General features: G+C 73.7%; 22 protein-coding genes, 2 tRNA genes and 2 pseudogenes. 19 read left to right on the top strand and 7 right to left on the bottom strand.

Annotation, left to right across the window (positions count from 1 at the left end; all coding sequences use genetic code 11):
- From gyrA to ACOJTC_RS09710, 6 genes are all read left to right on the top strand, one after another.
- On the top strand, positions 1-2,097 hold a 2,097-nt coding region (gene gyrA, locus ACOJTC_RS09685; protein WP_420116606.1), incomplete at its 5' end, for a DNA gyrase subunit A.
- Between the two features lie 4 nt (positions 2,098-2,101).
- Entirely contained in the window at positions 2,102-2,977 is an 876-nt protein-coding gene (locus ACOJTC_RS09690; protein WP_204925531.1) for a DUF3566 domain-containing protein, read from the top strand.
- 288 nt (positions 2,978-3,265) lie between these two features.
- Positions 3,266-3,339, top strand: a tRNA-Ile gene (locus ACOJTC_RS09695).
- Positions 3,340-3,388: 49 nt separating this feature from the next.
- Positions 3,389-3,517, top strand: a complete 129-nt coding sequence (locus ACOJTC_RS09700; protein ID WP_211291697.1) for a DLW-39 family protein — start codon at positions 3,389-3,391, stop codon at positions 3,515-3,517.
- Between the two features lie 30 nt (positions 3,518-3,547).
- A tRNA-Ala gene (locus ACOJTC_RS09705) sits at positions 3,548-3,623 on the top strand.
- 195 nt (positions 3,624-3,818) lie between these two features.
- A complete protein-coding gene (locus ACOJTC_RS09710) occupies positions 3,819-4,148 on the top strand; it encodes a DUF952 domain-containing protein (protein WP_420116607.1) in 330 nt (109 codons plus the stop codon).
- 72 nt (positions 4,149-4,220) lie between these two features.
- On the opposite strand, the gene ACOJTC_RS09715 is transcribed toward ACOJTC_RS09710, so the two are convergent.
- The gene (locus ACOJTC_RS09715) at positions 4,221-4,967 is read right to left on the bottom strand and encodes an HAD family hydrolase (protein ID WP_420116608.1); all 747 of its coding nucleotides are present in this window, start codon (positions 4,965-4,967) and stop codon (positions 4,221-4,223) included.
- Positions 4,968-5,161: 194 nt separating this feature from the next.
- Here ACOJTC_RS09715 and ACOJTC_RS09720 point away from each other — a divergent pair, with 194 nt between their 5' ends.
- Together ACOJTC_RS09720 and ACOJTC_RS09725 are read left to right on the top strand one after the other, a co-directional pair.
- A complete protein-coding gene (locus ACOJTC_RS09720; RefSeq protein ID WP_420116609.1) occupies positions 5,162-5,479 on the top strand; it encodes a hypothetical protein in 318 nt (105 codons plus the stop codon).
- 33 nt (positions 5,480-5,512) lie between these two features.
- Positions 5,513-6,481: an L-threonylcarbamoyladenylate synthase gene (locus ACOJTC_RS09725; RefSeq protein ID WP_420116622.1), complete on the top strand. Its 969-nt coding sequence runs from the start codon at positions 5,513-5,515 to the stop codon at positions 6,479-6,481.
- Between the two features lie 13 nt (positions 6,482-6,494).
- Here ACOJTC_RS09725 and ACOJTC_RS09730 read toward each other — a convergent pair whose 3' ends face one another.
- Positions 6,495-10,931: an HAD-IC family P-type ATPase gene (locus tag ACOJTC_RS09730; RefSeq protein ID WP_420116610.1), complete on the bottom strand. Its 4,437-nt coding sequence runs from the start codon at positions 10,929-10,931 to the stop codon at positions 6,495-6,497.
- 197 nt (positions 10,932-11,128) lie between these two features.
- Between ACOJTC_RS09730 and ACOJTC_RS09735 the strand changes: the two genes are divergently transcribed.
- The 5 genes from ACOJTC_RS09735 to ACOJTC_RS09755 all read left to right on the top strand — a co-directional run bounded on the left by ACOJTC_RS09735 (position 11,129) and on the right by ACOJTC_RS09755 (position 14,505).
- Positions 11,129-11,389, top strand: coding sequence for a hypothetical protein (locus ACOJTC_RS09735; RefSeq protein WP_357924857.1), 261 nt, complete (start codon positions 11,129-11,131; stop codon positions 11,387-11,389).
- A gap of 83 nt (positions 11,390-11,472) precedes the next feature.
- Positions 11,473-12,843: an MFS transporter gene (locus ACOJTC_RS09740; RefSeq protein ID WP_420116611.1), complete on the top strand. Its 1,371-nt coding sequence runs from the start codon at positions 11,473-11,475 to the stop codon at positions 12,841-12,843.
- A gap of 51 nt (positions 12,844-12,894) precedes the next feature.
- Positions 12,895-13,542 (top strand): GAP family protein, encoded by a 648-nt coding sequence (locus ACOJTC_RS09745; protein ID WP_420116612.1) that lies wholly within the window; start codon positions 12,895-12,897, stop codon positions 13,540-13,542.
- Positions 13,543-13,672: 130 nt separating this feature from the next.
- A complete protein-coding gene (locus tag ACOJTC_RS09750; protein ID WP_204925538.1) occupies positions 13,673-13,867 on the top strand; it encodes a hypothetical protein in 195 nt (64 codons plus the stop codon).
- Positions 13,868-13,956: 89 nt separating this feature from the next.
- On the top strand, positions 13,957-14,505 hold the full coding sequence (locus ACOJTC_RS09755; protein WP_420116613.1) for a YbaK/EbsC family protein: 549 nt from the start codon (positions 13,957-13,959) through the stop codon (positions 14,503-14,505).
- Positions 14,506-14,573: 68 nt separating this feature from the next.
- Here the strand turns inward: ACOJTC_RS09755 and ACOJTC_RS09760 are convergent, their stop codons facing one another.
- The 4 genes from ACOJTC_RS09760 to ACOJTC_RS09775 all read right to left on the bottom strand — a co-directional run bounded on the left by ACOJTC_RS09760 (position 14,574) and on the right by ACOJTC_RS09775 (position 18,099).
- Entirely contained in the window at positions 14,574-15,206 is a 633-nt protein-coding gene (locus ACOJTC_RS09760; RefSeq protein ID WP_420116614.1) for a DsbA family oxidoreductase, read from the bottom strand.
- Between the two features lie 20 nt (positions 15,207-15,226).
- Positions 15,227-15,652 carry a SufE family protein gene (locus ACOJTC_RS09765; RefSeq protein ID WP_420116615.1) on the bottom strand — a complete coding sequence of 142 codons (426 nt, stop codon included), beginning with the start codon at positions 15,650-15,652 and terminating at the stop codon, positions 15,227-15,229.
- A gap of 157 nt (positions 15,653-15,809) precedes the next feature.
- A complete protein-coding gene (locus ACOJTC_RS09770; protein ID WP_204925541.1) occupies positions 15,810-16,229 on the bottom strand; it encodes a CBS domain-containing protein in 420 nt (139 codons plus the stop codon).
- A 58-nt stretch (positions 16,230-16,287) separates the two neighbouring features.
- A complete protein-coding gene (locus ACOJTC_RS09775) occupies positions 16,288-18,099 on the bottom strand; it encodes a proline--tRNA ligase (protein WP_420116616.1) in 1,812 nt (603 codons plus the stop codon).
- Between the two features lie 257 nt (positions 18,100-18,356).
- Between ACOJTC_RS09775 and ACOJTC_RS09780 the strand changes: the two genes are divergently transcribed.
- The 3 genes and pseudogenes from ACOJTC_RS09780 (at position 18,357) to ACOJTC_RS09790 (ending at position 20,909) form a co-directional block, all read left to right on the top strand.
- The gene (locus ACOJTC_RS09780; protein ID WP_420116617.1) at positions 18,357-19,091 is read left to right on the top strand and encodes a class I SAM-dependent DNA methyltransferase; all 735 of its coding nucleotides are present in this window, start codon (positions 18,357-18,359) and stop codon (positions 19,089-19,091) included.
- A gap of 7 nt (positions 19,092-19,098) precedes the next feature.
- A pseudogene (locus ACOJTC_RS09785) lies at positions 19,099-19,230 on the top strand (IS982 family transposase); the annotation flags it as partial.
- 242 nt (positions 19,231-19,472) lie between these two features.
- Entirely contained in the window at positions 19,473-20,909 is a 1,437-nt protein-coding gene (locus ACOJTC_RS09790; RefSeq protein WP_420116618.1) for a transposase, read from the top strand.
- Positions 20,910-20,965: 56 nt separating this feature from the next.
- On the opposite strand, the pseudogene ACOJTC_RS09795 reads toward ACOJTC_RS09790, so the two are convergent.
- Positions 20,966-21,103 (bottom strand): annotated as a pseudogene (locus tag ACOJTC_RS09795) (DUF397 domain-containing protein); the annotation flags it as partial.
- A 295-nt stretch (positions 21,104-21,398) separates the two neighbouring features.
- Here ACOJTC_RS09795 and ACOJTC_RS09800 point away from each other — a divergent pair.
- The 3 genes from ACOJTC_RS09800 to ACOJTC_RS09810 form a co-directional block, all read left to right on the top strand.
- A complete protein-coding gene (locus ACOJTC_RS09800; RefSeq protein WP_420116619.1) occupies positions 21,399-22,169 on the top strand; it encodes an SGNH/GDSL hydrolase family protein in 771 nt (256 codons plus the stop codon).
- Position 22,170: 1 nt separating this feature from the next.
- The gene (locus tag ACOJTC_RS09805) at positions 22,171-22,758 is read left to right on the top strand and encodes an imidazolonepropionase-like domain-containing protein (protein ID WP_420116620.1); all 588 of its coding nucleotides are present in this window, start codon (positions 22,171-22,173) and stop codon (positions 22,756-22,758) included.
- Between the two features lie 63 nt (positions 22,759-22,821).
- On the top strand, positions 22,822-23,690 hold an 869-nt coding region (locus ACOJTC_RS09810), incomplete at its 3' end, for a sulfurtransferase (RefSeq protein ID WP_420116621.1).

A 23,690-nucleotide genomic window follows, 5' to 3' on the forward strand; every position in this document is an offset into this window, starting at 1 on the left:
ACCGAATGCAAGCTGGACCCGCTGGCGATGGAGATGCTGCGGGACATCGACGAGGACACCGTCGATCTCCAGGACAACTACGACGGCCGGGCCAAGGAGCCCACCATCCTGCCGTCGCGCATCCCCAACCTGCTGGTCAACGGCTCCGAGGGCATCGCGGTCGGGATGGCCACCAAGATCCCGCCGCACAACCTGCGCGAGATCGGCGCGGCGGTGCAGTGGTGCCTGGAGAACCCGGAGGCCGACGAGGCGACCACCCTCGAAGCGCTGCTGGAGATCGTCAAGGGTCCGGACTTCCCGACCCACGGGCTGATCGTCGGTCAGGCGGCCATCCAGGACGCGTACCGGACCGGGCGTGGCTCGATCCGGATGCGCGCCGTGGTGGAGGTCGAGGAGGACAAGCGGGGCCGGCCGGCGCTGGTGGTCAGCGAGCTGCCCTACCAGGTCAACCCGGACAACCTGGCCGAGCGGATCGCCGAGCTGATCAAGGAGGGCAAGCTCGCCGGCATCGCCGACATCCGGGACGAGTCCTCCGGGCGTACCGGCATGCGGATCGTGCTGGTGCTCAAGCGCGACGCGGTCGCCAAGGTGGTGCTGAACAACCTCTACAAGCACACCCAGCTCCAGGAGACCTTCGGCGCCAACATGCTGGCCCTGGTCGACGGGGTGCCGCGCACGCTCAACCTGGCCCAGTTCCTCCGCTACTACGTCGAGCACCAGATCGAGGTGATCCGGCGGCGGACCGCGTTCCGGCTGCGCAAGGCCGAGGAGCGGGCGCACATCCTGCGCGGTCTGTCCAAGGCGCTGGACGCGCTGGACGAGGTGATCGCCCTGATCCGGCGGTCGCCCACCGTCGACGACGCCCGGCAGGGCCTGATCCGGCTGCTGGAGATCGACGAGATCCAGGCGACCGCGATCCTGGACATGCAGCTGCGCCGGCTGGCCGCCCTGGAACGGCAGCGCATCCTGGACGACCTGGCCAAGCTCGAACTGGAGATCGCCGACCTCAAGGACATCCTCGCCAAGCCGGAGCGGCAGCGGAAGATCGTCTCCGAGGAGCTGAGCGAGATCGTCGCGAAGTGGGGCGACGAGCGGCGCACGAAGATCGTCCCGTTCGACGGCGAGGTCTCCATGGAGGACCTCATCGCCCGCGAGGACGTGGTGGTCACCATCACCCGCACCGGGTACGCCAAGCGCACCAAGGTCGACCTCTACCGCTCGCAGCGGCGCGGCGGCAAGGGAGTGAGCGGCGCAACGCTGCGGCAGGACGACATCGTCAGCCACTTCTTCGTATGCTCCACCCACGACTGGATTCTGTTCTTCACCAACAAGGGCCGCGTGTACCGGGCCAAGGCGTACGAGTTGCCCGAGGCCAGTAGGGTGGCCAAGGGCCAGCACGTGGCCAACCTGCTCGCCTTCCAGCCGGACGAGCAGATCGCGCAGATCATCGAAATCCCGAACTACCAGGTGGCCCCCTACCTGGTACTGGCCACGAGAAACGGCCTGGTGAAGAAGACCCGACTCGAGGAGTTCGACTCCAACCGGTCCGGCGGCGTCATCGCGATCAACCTGCGCGATGAGGACGAGCTGGTCGGTGCCGTGCTCGCGGCACCGGAGGAGGACCTGCTGCTCGTCTCCAAGAAGGCCCAGGCGATCCGGTTCAACGCCTCCGACGAGGCGCTGCGCCCGATGGGTCGGGCCACCTCCGGTGTGATCGGCATGCGCTTCACCGACGACGACGTCCTGCTGGCCATGGAGGTCGTCCGGGAGGGCCTGGACGTCCTGGTGGCCACGAACGGGGGATACGCGAAACGTACCCCCATCGAGGAATACCCGGTTCAGGGCCGGGGAGGTAAGGGCGTGTTGACTGCGAAGATCACCGAGCGCCGCGGTGGTCTGGTCGGCGCGGTGGTGATCGACCCGGACGACGAGCTGTTCGCGATCACCAGCAACGGCGGCGTCATCCGGACTCCGGTGAAGCCTGTACGCCGTACCCGTGACCGGAACACAATGGGGGTCAAGCTGATGGACCTCCCGGACGGCGTGACTATCGTGGCGATTGCTCGCAATGCCGACGAGCCTGACGAACAGGACTAGTTGAATGACGGAGACACAGGCGAAGTCGGGGAACAAGGGGACCTCGGCCACCCCGGTCGACGAGGAGGCCGCCAAGAGCGGTACAACCCCCGCCGGCCGCGCCGCCGTGGGTCGGGCCACCGTCCCCGCCGACGCGCCTGCCCCGAAGTTCACCCGGGCACCCGGCATGGCACCGCCGCCGGACAAGCCCGGTGAGGACTCGGGGACGACGGAGAAGTCCCAGCCGACGGGCACCGACGCGCCCTCGTCGGCCACCCAGCCGGTGGCTGCGGCGGCCCGGTCGAGCAACACGACACAGCCGATCGCGGTGGGGGCCGCCACCTCCCCGTCCACGACCGGCACCCAGCCGAAGGTCGGCGGTTTCCGGCCGACCCCGGACAACGCCGCCCGCCCCGCCAACGGCGGCGGTCTGCCCCCGGGCATCGGTGGCGCGTCCGCCGTCGGTGCCGCGCGGGTGGGTGACGCGGTACGCGCCGCGCGTACCTCGGTCAGTTCGGCCGCCTCCCGGGGGCCGCGCCGGGCCCGGCTGAACCTCAAGCGGATCGACCCGTGGTCCGTGATGAAGTTCGCCTTCGCCGTCTCCGTGGTGCTGTTCATCGTGGTGGTCGTGGCGACCTCGGTGCTCTACCTCGCGCTGGACGCGATGGGTGTGTTCCAGAGCGTCAACGACAGCCTGACCGACCTGGTCAGCGCCAGCGGCGGGCAAGGCACCAACAGCGGCTTCCAGATCACCGCGAAGGGTGTCATCCTGACGTCCGCCCTCGTCGGGCTGGTGAACGTGGTGCTGTTCACCGCGCTCGCCACGCTGGGGGCGTTCATCTACAACGTGTGCGCCGACCTGGTCGGCGGGATCGAGCTGACGCTCGCCGAGCGCGACTGATCCGACCCGACGCCGGGGCGCCGCGAACAGCGGCCGCCCCGGCGTCGTGCTTTTCCGGCCTGGTGGCCGAGCGGTCCGACTCGTGCCCGCTCGTGGGCCGATCCAGCGGTGTCCGGGCCGCCCGATGCCGCTGTTTCCCGCCACAGGAGTGGATCTCCGGCCCTTGGGACCGGGGAAAGGGCTCGCCCGGCAGCGGGTCGACCGGTACGGTCGGGAAGGCGCGGGAGCGTCGGCCACCCCGATTTGGGAGCGGACGACGCGATGGGTTAATCTTGCTCGTCGCCACGCGGGGCTATAGCTCAGTCGGTTAGAGCGCAGAGCTGATAACTCTGAGGTCGCTGGTTCGATTCCAGCTAGCCCCACCGCACACCGTTCCGACGGGCAGTCGAGTCGAGCGCGAGGGGTCGCCCCATGTTCAAGAAGCTTCTGTTCCTGGTCGGCATCATCGGCGTCGCTGCTGTGGTGGCCAAGAAGGTCAAGGAATCCAACGACGAGCGCGCCCTGTGGCACGAGGCCACCACCTCGCCCGACCTGCGCTGACCAGCCAGCACCCGGCGGCTCTCCGCCCTCGGGGCCCTAGCTCAACTGGCAGAGCACTGCCTTTGCAAGGCAGGGGTTAGGGGTTCGAGTCCCCTGGGCTCCACCAGACGATCCGCGACCCTCTTCGCCTCGTCATCCCTTTCAGCCGAACGGCTTTTCCCAGCGGTCTGCCCGGGTTGGTGGCCTGCGATCAGGAGCTGGCCAGCCGGGGCGCCTACTGCATCAGGTGGCTTGCCGGATGCCGGTCGGGTTCGCGGACTGCGGCAGCTGCGGATCAGCCGGCCATCTGCCACCCTGGGCTGTGCTGATTTACAAGATCCTGCTGCCCGCCGAGTGGGCCGAGTTCGAAGCCGCCGGCCGCTTCGACGGATCGCCGTTCGACCACAGCAGCGGCTTCATCCACTGCTCCTCGCGCGAACAGGTGGGTGCGACCGCCCTGCGGTTCTTCGCGCACGAGCCGGCGCTCGTGATCGTCGCCCTCGACGCCGGGCTACTCGGCGCGGCGGTGCGCTGGGAGGACACCTCCGACGGCGGTTCCTTCCCGCACGTCTACTCGGCGCTACCGCGCGACGCCGTCGTCGCGGTCCACCACGTGGCGGGGGCGTCGTCGGTGGACGACACGCTGGGGTAGAGCTAGGCAGCGAATCCGGTCGAGGGACGGCCCTTCCCGCAGACGGCGACGGGAGGAAGAACCGGAACCTGCTCAGGCCTGACGCAGCAGAGCCAGCAGGCCGTGGCCGTCCTCGACCCGGGCGTCCGGTACGACGGCGGGGTGCGGCGACTCCCGGTCGGTGCGGGGGGAACGCATCAGGATCGCCGCCCCCGCCCCGGCCCGGCGGGCGCACTCGACGTCCCGACCGAGGGTGTCCCCGACGAACCAGCAGTCACCGATCGGAACCCCGACGGCCCCCGCCGCCAGCAGCGCCAGGCGCGGGTTGGGCTTCCGGGGGCCGGCTTCGTCGCTGTAGAACTGGGCGGCGAACGACCCGGCCAGCCCGACGGCGGCCAGGAAATCCCGGTGCGCGGCACCGCAGAGGGTGTTGCTCACCACGGCCAGCGGAAGACCCGCCCCCGTCGCTGCCCGCAATGCCTCGGGGATGCCCGGGCGCACCGCCCAGTCCGCCCGCCACGTCCAGGCGTACGACAGGGGGGTCGCCTCGCGGTCGACGGCGTCGCGGGCCGGGCGGGGCCACGAGCCGGTGACGAACTCGGCCCACACCCGGGAGTGCGGCAGCTCCACCGGATCGGCCGTCCGGCCCGCGTCGTCGCGCCAGGCCGAGTACCGTCGCGCACCCCCGGTCAGGTCGGCGGCGATCTGCCGTTCGGACACCGCGCCGTCGACGAGCTCTGAGAGCCGCCGGACGAGTTCCGGCGGGGCGGGCGGCTGCGGGGGCGCGTCGGCCAGGACACCGCCGAAGTCCAGCAGGAGGGCGCGCGGCGAGCGGAGCATGCCGGCGATTCTCCCGCAGGGTGACCGACCGCGGGACGGCACGGTCGGCGTGCGTCCTCTAACCTCTCGGCAATGGGAGCACTCAGACCGTGGCACCTGGCCCTCCTGATGCTCTGCTGCCTGGTGCCCACGGCGCTGGCCATCGGCGGGGGCGTCTGGGCGATGCGCCGCTCCCGTCGGAGCCGTTGAGCCGCATGACGACCGATGGTGACCCGGGTAGCCGCCGTCTCCAGCTCTACTGCCGGATCGACGTCACCGTGACCGACCCGGCCGCGCTGACCGACCACGCGGTCGCCGAGCTGCGTGCCGCCGACATCGACTGGGCGCAGGAGGAGGACGACCTGCCGTCCGCCAGCGCGGAGCTGCGCGGTGACCTCACCCGGGCACTCGCCTCCGTCGCGGACGTCACCCGGATCGTCGACGGAGTTCCGGGCATCGAGTTCCGGGGCGGCGTCTGCTGGGCGGAGACCGGCCCGCCACCCGCATCGGTCCGGGCGTCGACGGCAGACTAGCGTCGGGGGGTGACCACTGGCTCCTGCCGCGTCCTGCCCGCCGAACACGACGGCATCGCCGAGGCCGCCGACGTGCTGCGGGCCGGCGGGCTGGTGGCCTTCCCCACCGAGACGGTCTACGGGCTCGGCGCGAACGCGTTGGACGCCCGGGCCGCGGCGCGGATCTTCGAGGCGAAGGCGCGGCCCAGCTTCGATCCGCTGATCACCCACCTCGCCGACGCCGCCGACCTGCCGGCCCTCGTCGGCGTGTTGCCCCCGACCGTCGCGGCGCTGGCCGAGCGGTTCTGGCCGGGGCCGCTCACCCTGATCGTGGACCGGCCGGCCGTGATCCCGCCGATCGTCACCTCCGGCCTGGACAGCATGGCCGTGCGGGTGCCCGACGAGGCGTCCGCCCGCGCGTTGATCAGGGCCGCCGGGGTTCCGGTGGCCGCCCCGAGCGCCAACCGGTTCGGGCAGCTCAGCCCCACCCGGGCCGAGCATGTCGTACGCGGGCTCGGCGCGGCGGTCGACGTGGTGCTCGACGGCGGTCCGACCCGGTGCGGGATCGAGTCGACCATCGTGGACGCGCGTGGCCCGCAGCCGGTGGTGCTGCGCCTCGGAGCGCTCGCCGTGGAGGACCTCGTCGCGGCGGTCGGCCCGGTGACGATCCGGCCGGGCAGCTCCGGGCAGCCGGTCGCCCCCGGCACGCTGGCCGCGCACTACGCGCCGCGTACCCCGTTGCGGTTGGTGCGGGGTGCGGTGCCGGCGTCGGACGACGGCGTCCGGCGGGGCTACCTGGCCTTCCGCGCGGCCCCTGCGGCGGACTACGCGGCGGTGGAGGTGTTGTCGCCCGCCGGTGACGTGACCGAGGCCGCCGCCCGCCTCTTCGACGCGCTGCACCGGCTGGACGCGGCCGGGGTGACCGAGATCCTCGCCGAACCGGCTCCCGACGAGGGGGTCGGCCGGGCGGTCAACGACCGGCTGGGTCGGGCCGCCGCCACATGGTCCCCGCCCCCGGCCTGACCTCGCCGAAGGTCTAGCCCGCCGACGGCGGATCAGCGGGCCGGCCCCGGGCCGGCAGGTGTTCCACCAGCCGGGTCAACGTGCCGTTGGCGAAGGTCGCGCCGAGCGCCGACCCGGCGGCGATGGTCCACCCCACCGGGCCGAGCGGGGTGCAGCCGAAGAACTGGCTCACCCCGGGTGTCTGCACCACGGCGGCGAGCACCCCGACCGACGCCGCCGTCGACGCGAGCACCGTCGGGCTGGTGCCGCCGGCCAGGACGGTCTGCCCCAGCTGCGTGCCGACCAGGGAGACCAGGGCCACCGTGCCGGCGCGTCGTTCCCGGCCGGTCCACCGGGCCACCGTCCAGCCGGCGGTCGCCCCGAGGGTGGTGGCGGCGGCGCGCAGTCCGATCTCCCGGGTCATGGTGCCGCCGAGGGAGGCGTCGGGTCCCTCGCGGAGCAGCCCGTCGGCGTGGTCGGCGTCGGGCGGCCGGACGGCGATGGCCAGCGCCGGTGCCAGGTCGGTGAGCAGGTTGACCAGGAGCAACTGCCGGCCGTTGAGCGCCGACCGGCCGGTGACGGCGGCGCTGAGCACACTGAACGCGATCTCGCCGAGGTTGCCGCCGACCAGGATGCTCAGCGCGTGGCGTACCGACGACCACATCGCCCGTCCCTCGACCAGGGTGGCGATGATGGTCTCCAGCCGGTCGTCGGTGACCACCAGGTCGGCGGCGGCGCGGGCGGCCGGGGTGCCCCGGTGGCCGAGGGCGATGCCCACGTCGGCCAGCCGGATCGCCGGCGCGTCGTTGGCGCCGTCCCCGGTCATCGCCACGGTCCGCCCGCACTTCTGCAACGCCTGGATGATCCGTACCTTGTGCGCCGGGGTGCACCGGGCCACCACGTCGGTACGGCTGAGCCGTTCGCCGAGCTCCGCGTCGTCCCACTGGTCCAGGTCGGTGGCGGTGACCACCCGTTGACCGTCGGCATCCGGGCTGATCGCCGACGCGATCGCCTCGGCGGTGGCCGGATGGTCCCCGGTGATCATGATGGTGTGCACGCCGGCCTGCCTGATCCGGCGGACCGCCGGGGCGGCGCTGTCGCGTATCCCGTCGGCGAGGGCGAGGAAGCCGACGAAGACCAGCCCGCGTACCTCGTCGTCGGTGACCGTCTCGGCACCGACCCGGCACTCCGCGACGGCGAGGATGCGGTGCCCCGCCCCGGCCCGGTCGGCGAGCACACCGTGCAGCCGCTCCCGGCGTTCGTCGTCCAGCGGCTCGTCCCGGCCGCCCGGCAGCCGCCACGCGCCGCACCGGGGTAGCACGGTCTCCGGGGCACCCTTCACGCTCAGCAGCAGACCGTCGGCGGTGCGCCCGACTGTCGCGTGGTAACCCCGGGACGGCTCGAACGGCAGCCCACCCACCGCCGTCCACCCGTGCGCACCGGTCTGCTCGGTCGTGTCCGCCTGCCGTGCGCCGTACCGGACCGCCCGGTCGGTGTGCTGGGGCAGCTCCTGCGGGTCGGCCGCGTACGGGGTGGCGCGCAGCCCGGCGGCGAGGACCCGGCGCAGCTCGTCGTCGAGCCGGTCGACGGGGTCGAACCGGTCGCCGTCGCCGACCCCGGCGAGCAGCAGCCGGCCCTCGGTGAGGGTGCCCGTCTTGTCGAAGCAGAGCACGTCGACCCGGCCCAGCGCCTCGATGGTGCGCGGGTTGCGGACCAGCGCGCCGTGCTCGGCCAACCGTCGGGCGGCGGCCAGCTGGGCCGCGCTGACCAGGAACGGCAACCCCTCCGGCACCGACGCCACGGCCAGGTTCGCGGCGGTCGCCGCCGTCTGCCCCAGCGGTACGCCCCGCAGCAGTCCCGCCCCGGCCACCGCGACCGCCGACGCGACGGCCAGCGGGACCGCCGAGCGGGTGAGCCGGCCGAGCCGGGCCTCCACCCCGCTCTCCGGTGGGGCCTGCCGGGCCAGCGCGAGGCTGCGACCCGACTCGGTCGCGGCACCCGTGGCGACGACCACGGCGGTGCCGTGGCCGGTGGCGACGGTGGTGCCCTCGTACAGCATCGAGGCGCGGTCGGCGAGGACGGCGGCGACCACCGGGGCGGCCCCCTTGGGCACCGGCAGCGACTCGCCGGTCAGCGACGACTCGTCGGCCTCCAGACCGTCGGCGGTGAGCACCCGGCAGTCGGCGGGCACCGCGTCCCCGGGGCCGAGGATCACCACGTCACCGCAGACCAGGTCCTCGGCGGCGGTCACCCGTTCGACGCCGTCCCGCAGCACCTTGGCGGTGACCGCCGAGCGGGACAGCAGCTCGGCCAGCGCCCGGTCGGTGTTGCGCTGGTGCACCGCCCCGACCAGCGCCGACCCGCCGACCACGCCGCCGACCAGGGCCGCGTCGACGAGCGAGCCGAACGCCGCCGACAGGACGGCACCGGCGGCGAGCACCGGCGTGAGCGGGTTGGCCAGCTCGTCGACGAACGCCCGGAACAGGCCGACCGGCCCGGCCGACGGGTCCGGGTCGGTGCGGTGCCGGCGCTGCGCCTCGGCATCGGTGAGCCCGTCCGGGCCGGTGCCGAGGTGCCGCAGCACGGTCGGGACCGGCATCAGGTGCCAGGCGGTGGTGGCCGGCGTCGGGGCCACGGCCGGGTCGGGTAGCCGGCGGGCCCGCCACACCCCGTTGGCGAAGGCCACCGCCGCCGCGCCGTTGACGGCGGCGAGGCTACGGCCGGGAAGCTGCGTCGGCGCGGCGGTGAACGCACCCAACGCGCCGAGCCCGGTGCCGGCCATGGCGAGGCGGATGCTCTGCCCGGTCATCCGCCGGGCCACCCCGGCCGCCTCGATCAGCAGCGCCGCAATCCGCAGGTCGGTGCCGACGAGCAGGTGGGCACCCCACGGGGGCAGGTCGTCGGGGGCGGCCACGCCGAGCCCGCAGTCGGACGCCGCCAGCGCCGACCGGTCGCCGGAGACCAGCAGCACCACCGCCCCGTCGCGTTGCAGGGCCCGGACGGATCCGGCGAGCCGGTCCCCGCCGGGCAGCACCGCGTCGGCGAAGCCGTACCTTTGCGGGTCCGGGCCGGCGACGACCAGGCGCAGGCCGGCGTGCCGGGCGGCGGCGGGCAGCGCGTCGACGCCGGGCGCCGGCTCGGGGGCGACCCGGACGACGGCGGCGAGGGTGCCACCGTGGGCGAGGCCGAGCAGGGGGCCGTCCGTCGCGCGCAGCCGCCGGCTCTGCGGGGTGTCCCCCGGGTCGACGGCGTCGAGATCGGCCAGTGGCCCGAGTCGCCAACCGTCGGCCTCGTGGGTCTCGTCCGGGTGGTCGGGGTTGAACAGGGCGAACGCCCGGCCGGCCACCTCCCCGGTGTCCGTGTCGGCCAGCGGGGCCAGGTCGGCGAGGACGCCCCGGGGCGAGCCGAGTACGGCCGCGTCCAGCACCACCGTGTCGATCCGGTCGAGTTCCCGCAGCACACTGCGGTCCATCGCGATCACGCCGCGCCGGGCCAGCACCCGGCCGAGCTGCGCGGCGTACCCCTCGCGGCCACTGCCGGGGGCCTTGGGCAGCGCGGCGAGCCCGAGCGCGGCGGCCCGCTTCGGACCGGCGACGGGCCACGCGGCGGCCCCGGCGGCGGCTCCGGTGGCGAGCATCGTCGAGACGTACCGTTCGACGGGGCCGTCGGGTCGGGGGCAGGGACGGCCGGGGCCGGGTGACCGGGCGACGGCGCGTCGCGGGTCACCGGTCAGTCTCGGCTCCGCCCGGGTCCACGCGGTGAGCTGGGCGCGCGCCTCACCCCACTGCACGATCCGCTGCGCGCCGTCGAGGACGATGCCGGCCCAGCCGCCGGTCAGCCCCTGCACGACCGCCTCGGCGAGCGGGAACAGCACCTCGGCGCGCGGGTCGGCACGCAACCCCCGGCCGGCGAGGTCGTGCAGCTTCGGGTGCAGGTCGACGGCGGTGAGCAGGCCGGCCACCTCGCCCGGTACCGGGGTGAACGGCAGGATGCGGGTAGCGGCGGAGATGGTCAGGCCCAGCGCGTCGGAGGCGAGCGCGCCGAGGGTCCGGGGGGTGCGTGGCCCGTCCTCCGGCGGATGCGGGGGCGGGATCTCCGGGTCCGGCTCGTGCGGGCAGACCCGCTCGACCCGGGCCACGGTGTCGATCAGGGTGGCGAGTTTCGGCTTCGGGTCCTCGACGGCCACCACGACCCGGCCGGAGGGGGCGTTCACCCGCGCCCAGGCCACCCCGGGCAGCCGCTCCAACGCCGCCTCGACCTGGCAGGCCAGCCGGTCACCGCCGTCCTGGCAGACGCCGTGCACCTCGATGTGGTGCCGGCCGTCGCGGGACCAGACCCGACGGCGGGTCAACCCGGCCACCCGGGCCAGCCGGCCGGCGGCCGAACCGACGGTACGGGACGCCCCGCCGAGCAGCGGCGGCACCGGCACCGACGGGAGGACCCGGCCGGCGACCCGGCCCAGCGTGGTCATCGAGGGGTACGGGCGGATCGGTCCCGCCCACTGCCGCCGTACCCCATCTCGCCTCCCGCGTTCGTCAGGCGGCCTGGCTTCCCGGTCGGACGTCCGTTATGCCCCCCGGCCGGGGGAAGTTTCCGCCGGTGGCGGGGCATGGACGGCGGTGCCGGTGGAATCCCCCTGACGACCCGACGAGTGGCAGGGAGGCCGGAATGAGTACGATCACGCGTCATCTCAGCGGCGGTCACGAGATGGTCCGGGCGTACACCCGACGGGTGGAGGTGCCGATGCTGGGTGAGGTGGCGGTGCCACCGCCGGACAAGATCGCCTATTACGCCGGGCTGGGGGTGCTCGCCGCCCTCCAGGTCATCGAGTGGCCGCTGGCCCTGGTGATCACCGCCGGTCACCTGCTCGCCGACCAGCACCTGTCGGGGCTGGCCAGGGGGCTCGGCGAGGCACTGGAGTCAGCCTGACGAGACCGGGCTCACCCTTGACCTGAACCCGGGTGCAGGTCGCAGGCTGGGCGCATGTCTGACGTACCGCCCGGCGTCACCCCGTGACCGCCACCCTGACGCCGGCCACCCGCCTCTACGACCCGCGCCTGCGGGCGATGACGGTGGGCAGCGTCGCCCTGGTGTCGCTGCTCGCCTTCGAGGCGTTGGCGGTGGGCACCGCGATGCCCACGGTGGCCCGCGCGCTGGACGGGCTCGGGCTGTACGCGCTCGCCTTCGGCGGCTCGTTCGCCGCCGGTGTGCTGGCCATGGTGCTCTCCGGTATCTGGTGCGACGCCCGGGGTCCCCGGGGGCCGATGTGGGCCGGGGTGGGTCTGTTCGTCGCCGGCCTGTTCGTCGCCGGCAGCGCCGACGCGATGGGCATCCTGGTGGTCGGCCGGGCGGTGCAGGGCTTCGGCTCCGGCCTGCTCTCCGTCGCGTTGTACGTGGTGGTCGGGCAGGCGTACCCGGAGGAGCTGCGGCGTCGGGTGTTCGCCGCGTTCGCGGCGGCGTGGGTCGTACCGTCGCTGGTCGGGCCGGCATTGGCCGGGCTGATCGTGGAGTACCTGGGCTGGCGGTGGGTCTTCCTCGCCGTACCGGTGGTGGCGCTGCCGGCGGTGCTGCTGGTCGAGTCGGGCCTGCGGACGCTGCACCGCCCGCCGCCGGCCGGGCCGCCGGCGGGCGCGGCGGCCCGGATCGGGTGGGCGGCCGGGGCGGGGGTGAGCGCCGCACTGCTGCACCACGGGGGGCAGCAGCGCGGCGTGCTCGCGGTGACCCTGGTGGTGGTGGCCCTGGCCGGCCTGGGGGTCTGCGCGCCCCGGCTGCTGCCGGCGGGGTTCCTGCGGGCGGCCCGGGGCCTGCCCACGGTGGTGGGTCTGCGCGGGTTGGCGGCGGCGGCGTTCGTGGGCGCGGAGGTGGTCATCCCGCTGATGCTGTCCCGGGAACGCGGCTTCTCGCCGACCGCCGCCGGGCTGGTGCTGACCGTCGGCGCGCTGTCCTGGTCGGTGGGTTCCTGGGCGCAGGGCCGGCTGCCGCCGCCACGGTCCTCGGCGACCCTGCCCCGGCTCGGGCTGGCCTGCGTGGCGGCGGGCACGGCCACCGTCACCCTCGCCGTCTGGCCGGCGGTGCCGGTGGCGGTCGGGGTGGCCGGCTGGGCGGTGGCCGGGTTGGGGATGGGGTTGACGTTCCCGGCGCTGTCGGTGTTGACGCTGGCCCTGTCGGCCCCCGAGGAGCAGGGCCGCAACAGTTCCTCGCTGCAACTGGCCGACTCGTTGTTCACCGCCACCGTGCTGGCGCTGACCGGCACGGTGCTCGCCGGCGGGACGACGCCCGGCCCGGCCGGGTACGCGGGGACGCTCGCCGTGGCGGTGGCGTGTGCGCTGCTCGGCGCGGTGCTCGCCGGCCGGGTGGTGCCGGGCCGGGAGCGGACCGCCTGATCCGGGCGAATCCCGCCGGGCCGGCCGTGCCGACGGCGAGGATGGTGGGCGATGAACCTCCTGACGTTCCTGCCGATGGCCGTGGTGATGGTGGCCGGTACGCAGCTGGTGGCGGCGGTCTTCCTCGCCTCCGGTGACCGGCCCCGGCGGGCGTCGGCGGGTTTCCTGGCCGGCGCGGCGCTCGCGGTGTCCGCCGGTACGACCCTCGCCTGGCTGGTCTTCCGGCTGGTCAGGGGTGCGGCCGGTGGTGGCGGCGGGGGTGGTGGCCGCAAGCCGGTCGAGACGGCCATCGACTGGGTGGTGCTGGCGCTGCTGGTGGTGCTGGCCGTGGTGGTGTTCCTCCGGCGGCACTCGGCCGGCGAACCCGGGTGGATGGGCCGCCTGCAGCATGCCGGCTTCGGGTACGCGTTCCGACTGGGCCTGTTGCTGTTCGTGGTCATGCCCTCCGACGACCTGACGATGGTGACGGTGGGGGCGACCGCCGCCCGGCACGGGCTGCCGTGGTGGCACCTGGTGCCGTTCGTGCTGCTGACCGTGCTGTTGCTCGCGCTGCCGCTGCTGGCGTTGCTGCTGTTCGGTGACCGGGCGGACCGGGTGCTGCCCCGGATGCGCGACTGGGCGGACCGGCACTCGTGGATCATCAGCGAGGCGGTGGTGGGGTTCTTCCTCGTGCTGACCGTCGTCGACCTGCTCAAGTGAGGCCGTGCCGGGTGGCCGGCCCGTCGGCTGGGCGGCCGGGCGGCGGGACGCCGATCACCTGGCCGACACGTACGGGGGAACCGGCCGAAGATGAGCCTGCTACGGGTTCCGCCCTGCCTACCGTGACGCCATGCTGGTCTTCGTCGTCACGGTGCTGCTCTACGTCTTCGGCCTGGTCTTCCTCTACGGGGTGATCCGTCTCGCCGTGCGGCACGGCATGGAGGATCTGGAGGCCCGCCGGCCCCAGGTGCTGCGGGGTGCGCAGTCGGCGTCGGCCGACGACCGGGCGTTCCTGCGGGAGAACTCCTTCCTCGGCGGCAGCTGACCTGCCGGACCCGTGGCGGCAGGCCCGGTGGCCTGCGGGCGTGGCCCGACGGGCGGCCGGCGGCCCGGGGTGCGAGGATCGCTGCCGTGATGGGAACGTTGCAGACCGAGCCCGCCCGCACCCGACCCGACCTGCTGGCGGCACCGGTGGCCGCCGCGTTGGCGTCGTGGCCGGCGCAGGCGCCCGTCGACGTCGACGCCGTCCTGGTCGCCCCGATCGACGCCACCCTGGCCGACACGGCGGCGTTCTGTGCGGCGTACGAGGTGGGGCTGGACGTGTCGGCGAACTGCGTGGTGATCGCCGGCAAGCGGGAGGGTGAGATCCGGTACGCCGCCTGCGTGGTGCTCGCCACCACCCGGGCCGACGTCAACGGGATGGTCCGCCGGACGCTGGACGTGCGCAAGGCGAGTTTCGCCCCGATGGCCGAGGCGGTCGAGTCGACCGGGATGGAGTACGGCGGGATCACCCCGATCGGGCTGCCGGAGTCGTGGCCGATCCTGGTCGACGCCCGGGTGATCGCCACCCCGCACGTGATCATCGGGTCCGGCGTACGGCACAGCAAGATCACCCTGCCCGGGCCGGCGCTCGGCGCGCTGCCCGGGGCGCGGGTGGTGGAGGGCCTGGCCCGGCCCGCCTAGCCATTCCTGTTCATCGATGTTGTTGCACGTGAAACATCGCGCCGGTCGATGCCACCCCGGCGCGGGCGTCAGGCGGCCGACTCCCGCTGGGCGACCTCGGTCAGGGCGGCGAGCAGCGTCTCGGGCTCCTGCGCCCCGGTGACGCCGTACTTGCCGGCGAGGACGAAGGTCGGCACGCTGGTCACCCCGAGCTGGTGGGCGGTGCTCAGGTCGGCGGCCAGTTCGCGGCGGCCGGCGTTCGACGCCAGGTACTCGCGCGCCCCGGTCTCGTCCAGCCCGACCGAGGTGGCCAGCGCCACCAACGCCTCCGGCGAGCCGACGTCGACCCCGTCGGTGAAGTGCGCCCGGTAGAGGGCCTCGACCAGCTCACCCGCCCGGCCGTGCCCGTCGGCGAACCGGACCAGCCGGTGCGCGTCGAAGGTGTTGGCGCTCACCGCCCGCTCGAAGTTCAACGTCAGCCCCACCCCGGCGGCCACCTGGGTAACCTGGCCGGCCATCGACTCGGCCCGCTCCCGGCCACCGAACTTCGCGGCCAGCGCGTCGAGCAGCGGCCCGGGCGTGGTCACCGGCGACGGGTCGAGCTGGAACGGCCGGTACCTGACGGTCACCTCACCGTCGTACGACGCGAGGGCCTGTTCGAGTCGGCGCTTGCCGATGTAGCACCAGGGGCAGACCACGTCGGCGTAGATCTCGATCTCCATGACCGGAGACAACCCCCAGCTCAGCCCACTTGTTCCCGTACCTGTCGCTTGAGTCGGGCCAGGATCGCGGTGCCGCCGCGCACCCGCAGCGGGCTGCTCGCCTGGGCCAGGCCCATCCGCTGGTAGAGGTCGTCCGGCACGTCAAGCACCTGCGCGGAGCTCGCCCCGGCCAGCCCCTCGGCGAGGATGCCGGCGAAGGCCCGGGTGGTGGGTGCCTCGGGTGGGCAGTCGAACACGGTGGTCACCGTGCCGTCCGGGGCGACCTCGGCGCGCAGGAAGAACGCCGTCTGGCACTCGGGGACCTGCTCCAGGTCGTCGCGGTCCACCCCGGCCGGCAGCGGTGGGACCACGTCGGCGTACTCCAGCAGCATTTCCAGCACCACGTCACGGGGCGCGTCGGCGAACTCCTCGACGATCTCGGCCAGCTTCGTCGGCATCTCGGGCATTCCGCCAGGCTACCGCCGTCCCCTGCCGTCCCCGCCCGACGGTCGACACCGGCCGGCGCGGCCGTTCCGGCCGGGGGTGGGTCCACCTGCCCCCGGCCACGTCATTCGTTTGCACCGGCCGTCGTTCCCGCCCGCACCGCCGGCCGTCGTGCCCGGCTCAGTTGTTCGGGGCGCCTTCGCTGATGTCGGCCAGCGCCGAGCTGGGGTCGAGCTGCATCGCCAGGTCACCCAGGGAGACGATGCCGACGAGCTTGCGTTCGTTGTCGCAGACCAGGATGCGCCGGATGTTGCGCTCGCGCATCAACGCCACCGCCTCGCCGGCCGTGGCGTGCTGCTCGATCATCACCACCTCCCGGGTGATGATCGAGCCGATCGAGGTGCTGGTCGGGTCGCTGCACTCGGCCACCGCCCGGACCACGATGTCCCGGTCGGTCAGCAGACCCGCCAGCGTGGAGCCGTCGGTGACCACCACGTCCCCGATGTCGGCCTCCTTCATCACCCTGGCCGCCTCGTCCAGAGTGGTCTCCGCCGACAGATAGACCACCTGCTTGGTCATCACGTCACTGACCCGGTACATGAGAGCCTCCGTACAACACCCGTAGTCGATCCGACTTCGGTACCCCGTGGCGCGTCCGCTACACCCCGTTGCCGCGAACCCGACTCAGTAGTTGGTCGGCCAGGCCGTCCCACGGCACCTCGTCGCGGCCGCCGGTCGCCCGGTCGCGCACCTCGACGTACCCGTCGACGAGTCGGCGGCCGACCACCACGACGCACGGGATGCCGATCAGCTCGGCATCGGTGAACTTCACCCCGGCCGAGACGTTGGCCCGGTCGTCGACGAGCACCCGCAGGCCGGCCGCCGACAGCCGGCCGCCGAGGTCGAGCGCCGCGTCGAGCTGCGCCCCCTTGCCCGCCACCACCAGGTGTACGTCGCACGGCGCGACCGCCGCCGGCCAGACCAGCCCCCGCTCGTCGTGGTGCTGTTCGGCGACCGCCGCGACCGCCCGGGACACCCCGATGCCGTAGCAGCCCATGGTGGGCCGGACCGGTTTGCCCGCCGCGCCCAGCACGTCGAGGGCGAACGCGTCGGTGAACCGGCGGCCGAGCTGGAAGATGTGCCCGATCTCGATCCCGCGCCGGATCGTCAGCTCACCGCCGGTGCCGTCCCTCCCGGCGGCGGTACCGCCGGGAGTTCCGCTGGCGGTGGCGGCGCAGGCCGGGCAGGGGTCACCGGGGCGGACCTCGGCCGCCTCGATGGTGCCGTCGGGGACGAAGTCCCGCCCGCACACCACGTCGGTGGCGTGCCGCCCCGGCTCGTTGGCCCCGGTCAGCCAGGCGGTGCCGGCGACCACCCGGGGATCGACCAGGTAGCGCAGCCCGAGCTTGGCCAGCACCTGCGGCCCGAGATAGCCCCGGACCAGCCCGGGGTGGGCGGCCCAGTCGTCGAAGACCGCCACGTCGGCCGGGTGCAGCGCCGCCGACACCCGCCGGAGGTCCACCTCCCGGTCGCCGGGCAGGCCGATCACCAGCACCTCGGGGGTGTCCGCGCCGGGCCGGCGTACGGTCAGCACCACGTTCTTCAGGGTGTCGGCGGCGGCCCAGTCGTGCCGCCCGGTGAGCCTCCGGTCGTTGGCGAGGGCCACCAGCGCGGCGATGGTCGGCGTCTGCGGGGTGTCGTGCACCTCGGTGGGGCGGTGCGCGTCAGGATCGCCGCCGGCCGGGGCGGGGGTCGTCACCGCCTCGGTGTTCGCCGCGTAGTCGCAGACCGTGCAGCCCACGTAGGTGTCCTCACCGACCGGGGTGCCGGCCAGGAACTCCTCCGAGGCCGAGCCGCCCATCGCCCCGGAGACCGCCCGCACGACCGTGTACGCCAGCCCCAACCGGTCGAAGACCCGCCGGTACGCCGCCCGGTGCCGGGCGTACGACGCGCGCAGACCGTCGTCGTCCAGGTCGAACGAGTAGGCGTCCTTCATCAGGAACTCCCGCCCGCGCAGCAGCCCGGCCCGGGGGCGGGCCTCGTCGCGGAACTTCGTCTGGATCTGGAAGATCGTCAACGGGAAGTCCCGGTACGACGAGACCAGGTCCTTGACCAGCAGCGTCGCCAGTTCCTCGTGGGTGGGGGCGAGCAGGTGCTCGGCTCCGCGCCGGTCGGCGAGGGTGAAGATGTCGTCGCCGTACTCCGTCCACCGGCCGCTGGTCCGGTACGGCTCCGCCGGAAGCAGCGCCGGGAAGTGCACCTCCTGGTCGCCGATCGCGGCCAGTTCCGACCGGACTATCTCGGTGACCCGGTCCAGCACCAGTTTGCCCAGCGGCAGCCAGGCGTACCCGCCCGGGGCGACGCGGCGGATGTAACCGGCGCGCAGCAGGAGCCGGTGGCTCGGCACCTCCGCGTCCGCCGGGTCCTCGCGCAGGGTCCGCAGCAGGGTGGTCGACGTACGAAGCAACATCGACGCAGCGTAAGGCCGCACCCCCCACCCCAGCGATCCCTTTCACCCCTTCCGCCCTCCACCCCGCGCGCCCCCGCGCTCCCCCCGCCCCGCCTCCGCTGTTTCGCGGTGATCAAGAGGTTTGCGTCAGGATTCCGGGGGCGGGGTGACGCAAACCTCTTGATCACGGGGGCGAGGGGCGGGGGCGAGGTGCGGCGGGGTGCGCGTGGTGGGGTAATTCGATGGACATGGTTTTCCGGGGCGGTGAGCATCGGGGCATGCGGCAGGACGAGATCTGGGACGCCGAGGCTGCTCGGCACTACGACACGCCGGGCGAGGGCATGTTCGCGGCCGAGGTGCTGGGGCCGACGGTGGACCGGCTGGCCGCGCTCGCCGGTGACGGGCCGGCACTGGAGTTCGCCATCGGGACCGGTCGGGTCGCCGTCCCGCTGGCCGCCCGGGGGATCCCGGTCACCGGCATCGAGCTGTCCGCCCCGATGATCGCGCAGCTCCGCACCAAGGTGGACCCGGACACGATCCCGGTGGTCGCCGGTGACATGGCGACCGCCGTCGCCCCGGGTGAGTTCTCCCTCGTCTATCTGATCTACAACACGATCGCCAACCTGCTCACCCAGGCCGAGCAGGTGGCCTGCTTCCGCAACGCCGCCCGGCACCTCGCCCCCGGTGGCCGGTTCGTCGTTGAACTGTGGGTGCCCGAGCTGCGCAAACTGCCGCCCGGTCAGCAGGCGGTGGTGTGGCACTCCGAACCCGGCTACGTCGGCCTGGACACCTACGACGTGCTGAACCAGCAGGTGGTGTCCCACCATTTCCGGTTCGGCGACGGTCGGCAGGCGGAACTGTTCCGCACCCCGCACCGCTACGTCTGGCCCGCCGAGCTGGACCTGATGGGGCAGCTCGCCGGGTTCACCCTGGAGAGCCGGCACGCCGACTGGACCGGCGGCGAGTTCACCGCCGAATCCCGCTCCCACGTCTCCGTCTACCGTCAGCCCTAGCCCTAGCCTGCGTCTGGTCTGCACCCCGTCGGGTCTGCCGATCACCGGGGCGCTGGCCACGCCGAAGGTCGACGAGCGGCAGGTTCTGACCGCGGTCCTGGATCACGATCCGGGCCTGGTCGCTGACCGTCCGTGCCTGAGGGGTGGCTGCCCGGGTCGCGCAACGCCGGCCTTCAGCGGTGGGCACCGCGTCTCGACGTCGTCGCGCCCGGACTGACCATCACCGCGCCCGGACTGACCATCACCGCGTCCGGACTGGTCGGCGCCGCGTTGCCCGCAGGGGCAGCCCGGACTGCCCGCAGGGCCGGCCGGTGACCGGGGAGGGGGCCGGTAGATCCGGTGCACGCTGGTGCGGACCCGCCCACCGACCGGGAGACAGGCGTGCATCCGCATCAGGACGTCCAGCCGGCGCCGTGGCAACACACGTTCGCCACGACCTTCGCCTGGATCGCCGAGTACGAGCCGGCGTTCTTCCAGCGCCTCACCTGGGCCGAGACCCAGCAGAACCCCACCTGCCTGGCGATGTTCCACGCCTGGGCCGACGAGCAGGCCGCCCACACCGGCGTCGATCAGCTGCGCCGTAGCCTGGCCACGATCACGCTGCTCCAGCAGCACGCCAGTGGGCAGCTGGACCGGGACCACCTCGTCGTCGCGCTGGTGGACACCGTCCGGCCGCCGTGGGTCGACCACCCCCTGGCGGTGGCGTTCGGGGAGGTCGATCCGACGCTCGTCGCGGAGTTCGCACAGATCGACGACATGTACGCGCTGGTCGCCCGGTTGGCGCAGGTGTTCGAGGTGGACACCGGGGCCACGTTCGCCTTCTGGTCGGTGGCCGCCGAGGCCCTCGCCGGCGAGGTCGCCGGGGCGTACCTGCCGTACTTCGCCGCGGCCTGCGACGAGCACCTGCGGCAGTGGTACCTGACCGCCACCGTCGCGCAACCGGACCTGCCCGGTCAGCCCGGGGACCCGGCACCTGACGGCGGCGACCAGCCGGCACCCCGGTGGTTGGACTACCTGGACCCCGACCAGTTCCCGCAGGTGCTGGCGGACTGCCCGGACCTCGCCGCCGACATGGCCGAGTACAACACGCAGGCGTACGCGTTCAGCCTGGCCGGGCCGTACCAGGAGGAGTACCGGTCGTCGGTGCACGATGCCATCGCCCGCGTCATGGCCTGGTACGCCCACCGTCAACCGGTGATCCTGGGTCGCCTCCAGGCGTTCGGCGGGCAGCAGGGGCAACCCGACGATCCGGCGACCGCCCACCTGCAGGCCCTCGCCCCGCAGTGGGAGCAGCTCCGCCAGGCCTGCGAGCTCCTCACCGCCGCCCTCGAACCCGGCTTCACCGGATATCCGCCGGCCCAGCCGTTGCCGGTTCGGGAACAGATCGCGGCGGCGGCGCGGGCCCGGCTGTCGGCCAGGGAAAGCCAACAGGCCAGTGCGCAACCGCCGCAACCGGTCGAGACGCCGCGAGCCGTCGAGACGCCGCGAGCTGTCGAGGTGCCGAGAGCTGTCGAGGTGCCGCGACCACCATCCCGCCGGCCCGAGCGGGTCGAGCAGCGCGGACCGTCGACTCCGGGCGGCATCACCGACGAGCAGTGGCGGCAGGTCGCGGCGATCCTGCCGGGCAGCGACGCGCATGGGGGCCGGCGGTACGACCGCCGGCTGATCGTGGAAGCGATCTACCACCGCAGACGCACCGGCTGCACCTGGCCGGACATGCCGGCGCACTATCCACCCGGCTCGATCGTCGCCAACTACCAGTCGACCTGGGAACGCGACGGCACCATGCGCCTGATCGAGGCGATCCTGGGCCAGTAGCCGCCGGGTCGGGCCGGGGCCGGCGGGTCGGGTCGGGGCCGGCGGGTCGGGTCGGGTCAGTGGGTGCCGACACCCTTGCCGGTGGCGGCGACGAAGGAGCGCCAGGCCCGGCGCTCGAAGGTGAGGACGGGCCCGGTCGGATCCTTGCTGTCGCGCACCCCGACGACGCCCGGCAGGCCGCCGGCGACCTCGACGGCCCCCTACCGCCGGGGACCGGCCACCCCGCTCCCGCCGGGCTGAGCGGTCCGGGCTGAGCTGGCCGGGGTGGGGCGGGCGGCGGCATGGGGGCCGATATAGCGGTGTCCGGAGGTACGGGATGCCGCTATATCAACCCAAAAGGATCGATCCACCCCGACCCCAGGCGAGTCGATCAAGGGTGCGGAGTGCTGGTCGATGACCTGCGCCACGTTGGGGCGGTGGGCGGCGACAGGTCAGGGCCGGCCGGTGACACACTGGTCGCCGCGGTCGACGAGGGCATGAGGGGGCGGCGTGCGCTGGCGGAGCTTCGTGGCGGTCGGGGACAGCTTCACCGAGGGCATGGACGACGCCTACCCGGACGGCACCTACCGGGGCTGGGCGGACCTGGTGGCTACCCGGCTGGCCGCCGAGGCCGGGCCGGACTTCGGCTACGCGAACCTGGCCATCCGGGGCCGGCTCTTCCCGAGTGTCGTCGCCGAGCAGGTGCCCGCCGCGCTCGCCATGAAGCCCGACCTGGTCAGCTTCGCGGCCGGCGGCAACGACGTGCTGCGCCGTACCTTCGACCCGGACGCGCTGGCGACCCGGTTCGACGCCGTGGTGGCCCGGCTGCGCGCCAACGGTTCCGACGTGATCCTCTTCCGCTTCGCCGACGTGCTGGCCCGGCTGCCCGGCCAGCGTCTCGTCTCACCTCGGATCGCGCTGATCAACCGGCTCATCGGCGAGATCTCCGAGCGGCACGGCGCGGTCCTGATCGACCTGTTCGCCGACGACACGTTCCGGCTCAACCCGATGCTCTGGAGCCCTGACCGGCTGCACCTGTCAGCCGCCGGGCACCGGCGGGTCGCCGCCCAGGTGCTGACGACGCTCGGGGTGGGCTGCGACGAGGAGTGGCTGATGGTGCCGGAGCGCCCGGCCGCCACCCCGTGGCTCGCCGCCCGCGCCGCCGACCTGAGCTGGGTCGGCCGGCACCTGGCCCCGTGGATCACCCGTCGACTCACCGGCCGGTCCTCCGGCGACACGGTCACCGCGAAGCGTCCGATCCTCGGCCCGGTCACCGACTGACGTGCGCACCCTGCACACCGCCCCCCTGCTGCGCCTCACCCGGGACGACGGGCCGCCGCCGGACCGGCCGGTGCCGGGGGACGACGATGCGCTGTCGGACGGGGCGACGTCGAAGGACGACGCGCTGTCGGGCCTGGCGGTGCCGGCCCCGGGTGGGCCGCCGCCGGACCAGCCGGCCCCGGGCGACGGAGGGCCACTGTCGGGCTGGGCGGTGCTGGTCGACGGGGACCGGATCGAGGCGGTCGGACCGGTCGGGGAGCTGACGCAGGCGTACCCGATGGTGCGGGTGCGGCGGTGGCCCGGCACCCTCGGGCCGGCGCTGGTGCACGACGGGCCGCTGCCCCCGGCGGCCAGTCCGCGTGAACGGGTGCACGCGTTGCTGCGGGTGGGGGTCGGTGCGGTGCTCGCCGGGCACCTGACCGACCCGGCGCTACGGGCGGCGGTGGCCCGTAACGACGTGGCCGTCCTCGACGTGGCACGACCCCTGGCCCTCACCGTCGGTAGCCGCGCCGACCTGGCCGTCTTCGCCGACGACGGCCGCTGCCTCGCCACCGTCGTCGCCGGCCGCCTGGTACACCGCCGCGCCTGACCGACCGACGTTCCGGGCCCAACGGGCGGTCGACGCCCCGGATTCCGGCGTAACTTGGGGCTCATGTCTGTGCCGAGTGATCCGCATCCCCGCCTCCAGTCGTACGCCGACCCGCAGCGGCTGGTCACCACCGAATGGTTGGCCGAACACCTCGGCGACGAGGGTCTCGTCGTGGTCGAATCCGACGAGGACGTGCTGCTCTACGACACCGGTCATATCCCCGGGGCCGTCAAGGTCGACTGGCACACCGAGCTGAACGACCAGGTGACCCGGGACTACCTGGACGCGGAGAGCTTCGCCGAGCTGTGCGCGGCCAAGGGCATCGGCCGCGACGACACGGTGGTCTTCTACGGCGACAACTTCAACTGGTGGGCCGCGTACGCGCTGTGGGTGTTCACCCTGTTCGGCCACTCCGACGTACGGCTGCTCGACGGCGGCCGGCAGAAGTGGATCGCCGAGGGGCGCGAGCTGACCCGGGAGAAGACGGTCCGGCCGCGCGCCGACTATCCGGTGCCGCAGCGCAACGACGCGCCGGTCCGGGCGTACCGGGAGCAGGTGATGGCGCACGTGGCGGCGGGCCGCCCCCTGGTCGACGTCCGTTCGCCGGGCGAGTACACCGGCGAGATGCTGCACATGCCCGACTATCCGCAGGAGGGCGCGCTGCGCGGGGGGCACATCCCGGGCGCGGTGAGCAAGCCGTGGAAGTCCGCCGCGAACGACGACGGCACTTTCAAGTCGGCCGACGAGCTGCGGGCGATCTACACCGACCAGCTCGGGTTGAGCCCGGCCGACGACGTGGTGGCCTACTGCCGGATCGGTGAACGTTCCAGCCACACCTGGTTCGTGCTGCACCACCTGCTGGGCTTCCCGCAGGTACGCAACTACGACGGTTCGTGGACCGAGTGGGGCAACCTGGTCCGGGCCCCCGTGGT

The sequence above is a fragment of the Micromonospora sp. genome (assembly GCF_048594385.1).
GTDB lineage: Bacteria > Actinomycetota > Actinomycetes > Mycobacteriales > Micromonosporaceae > Micromonospora > Micromonospora wenchangensis.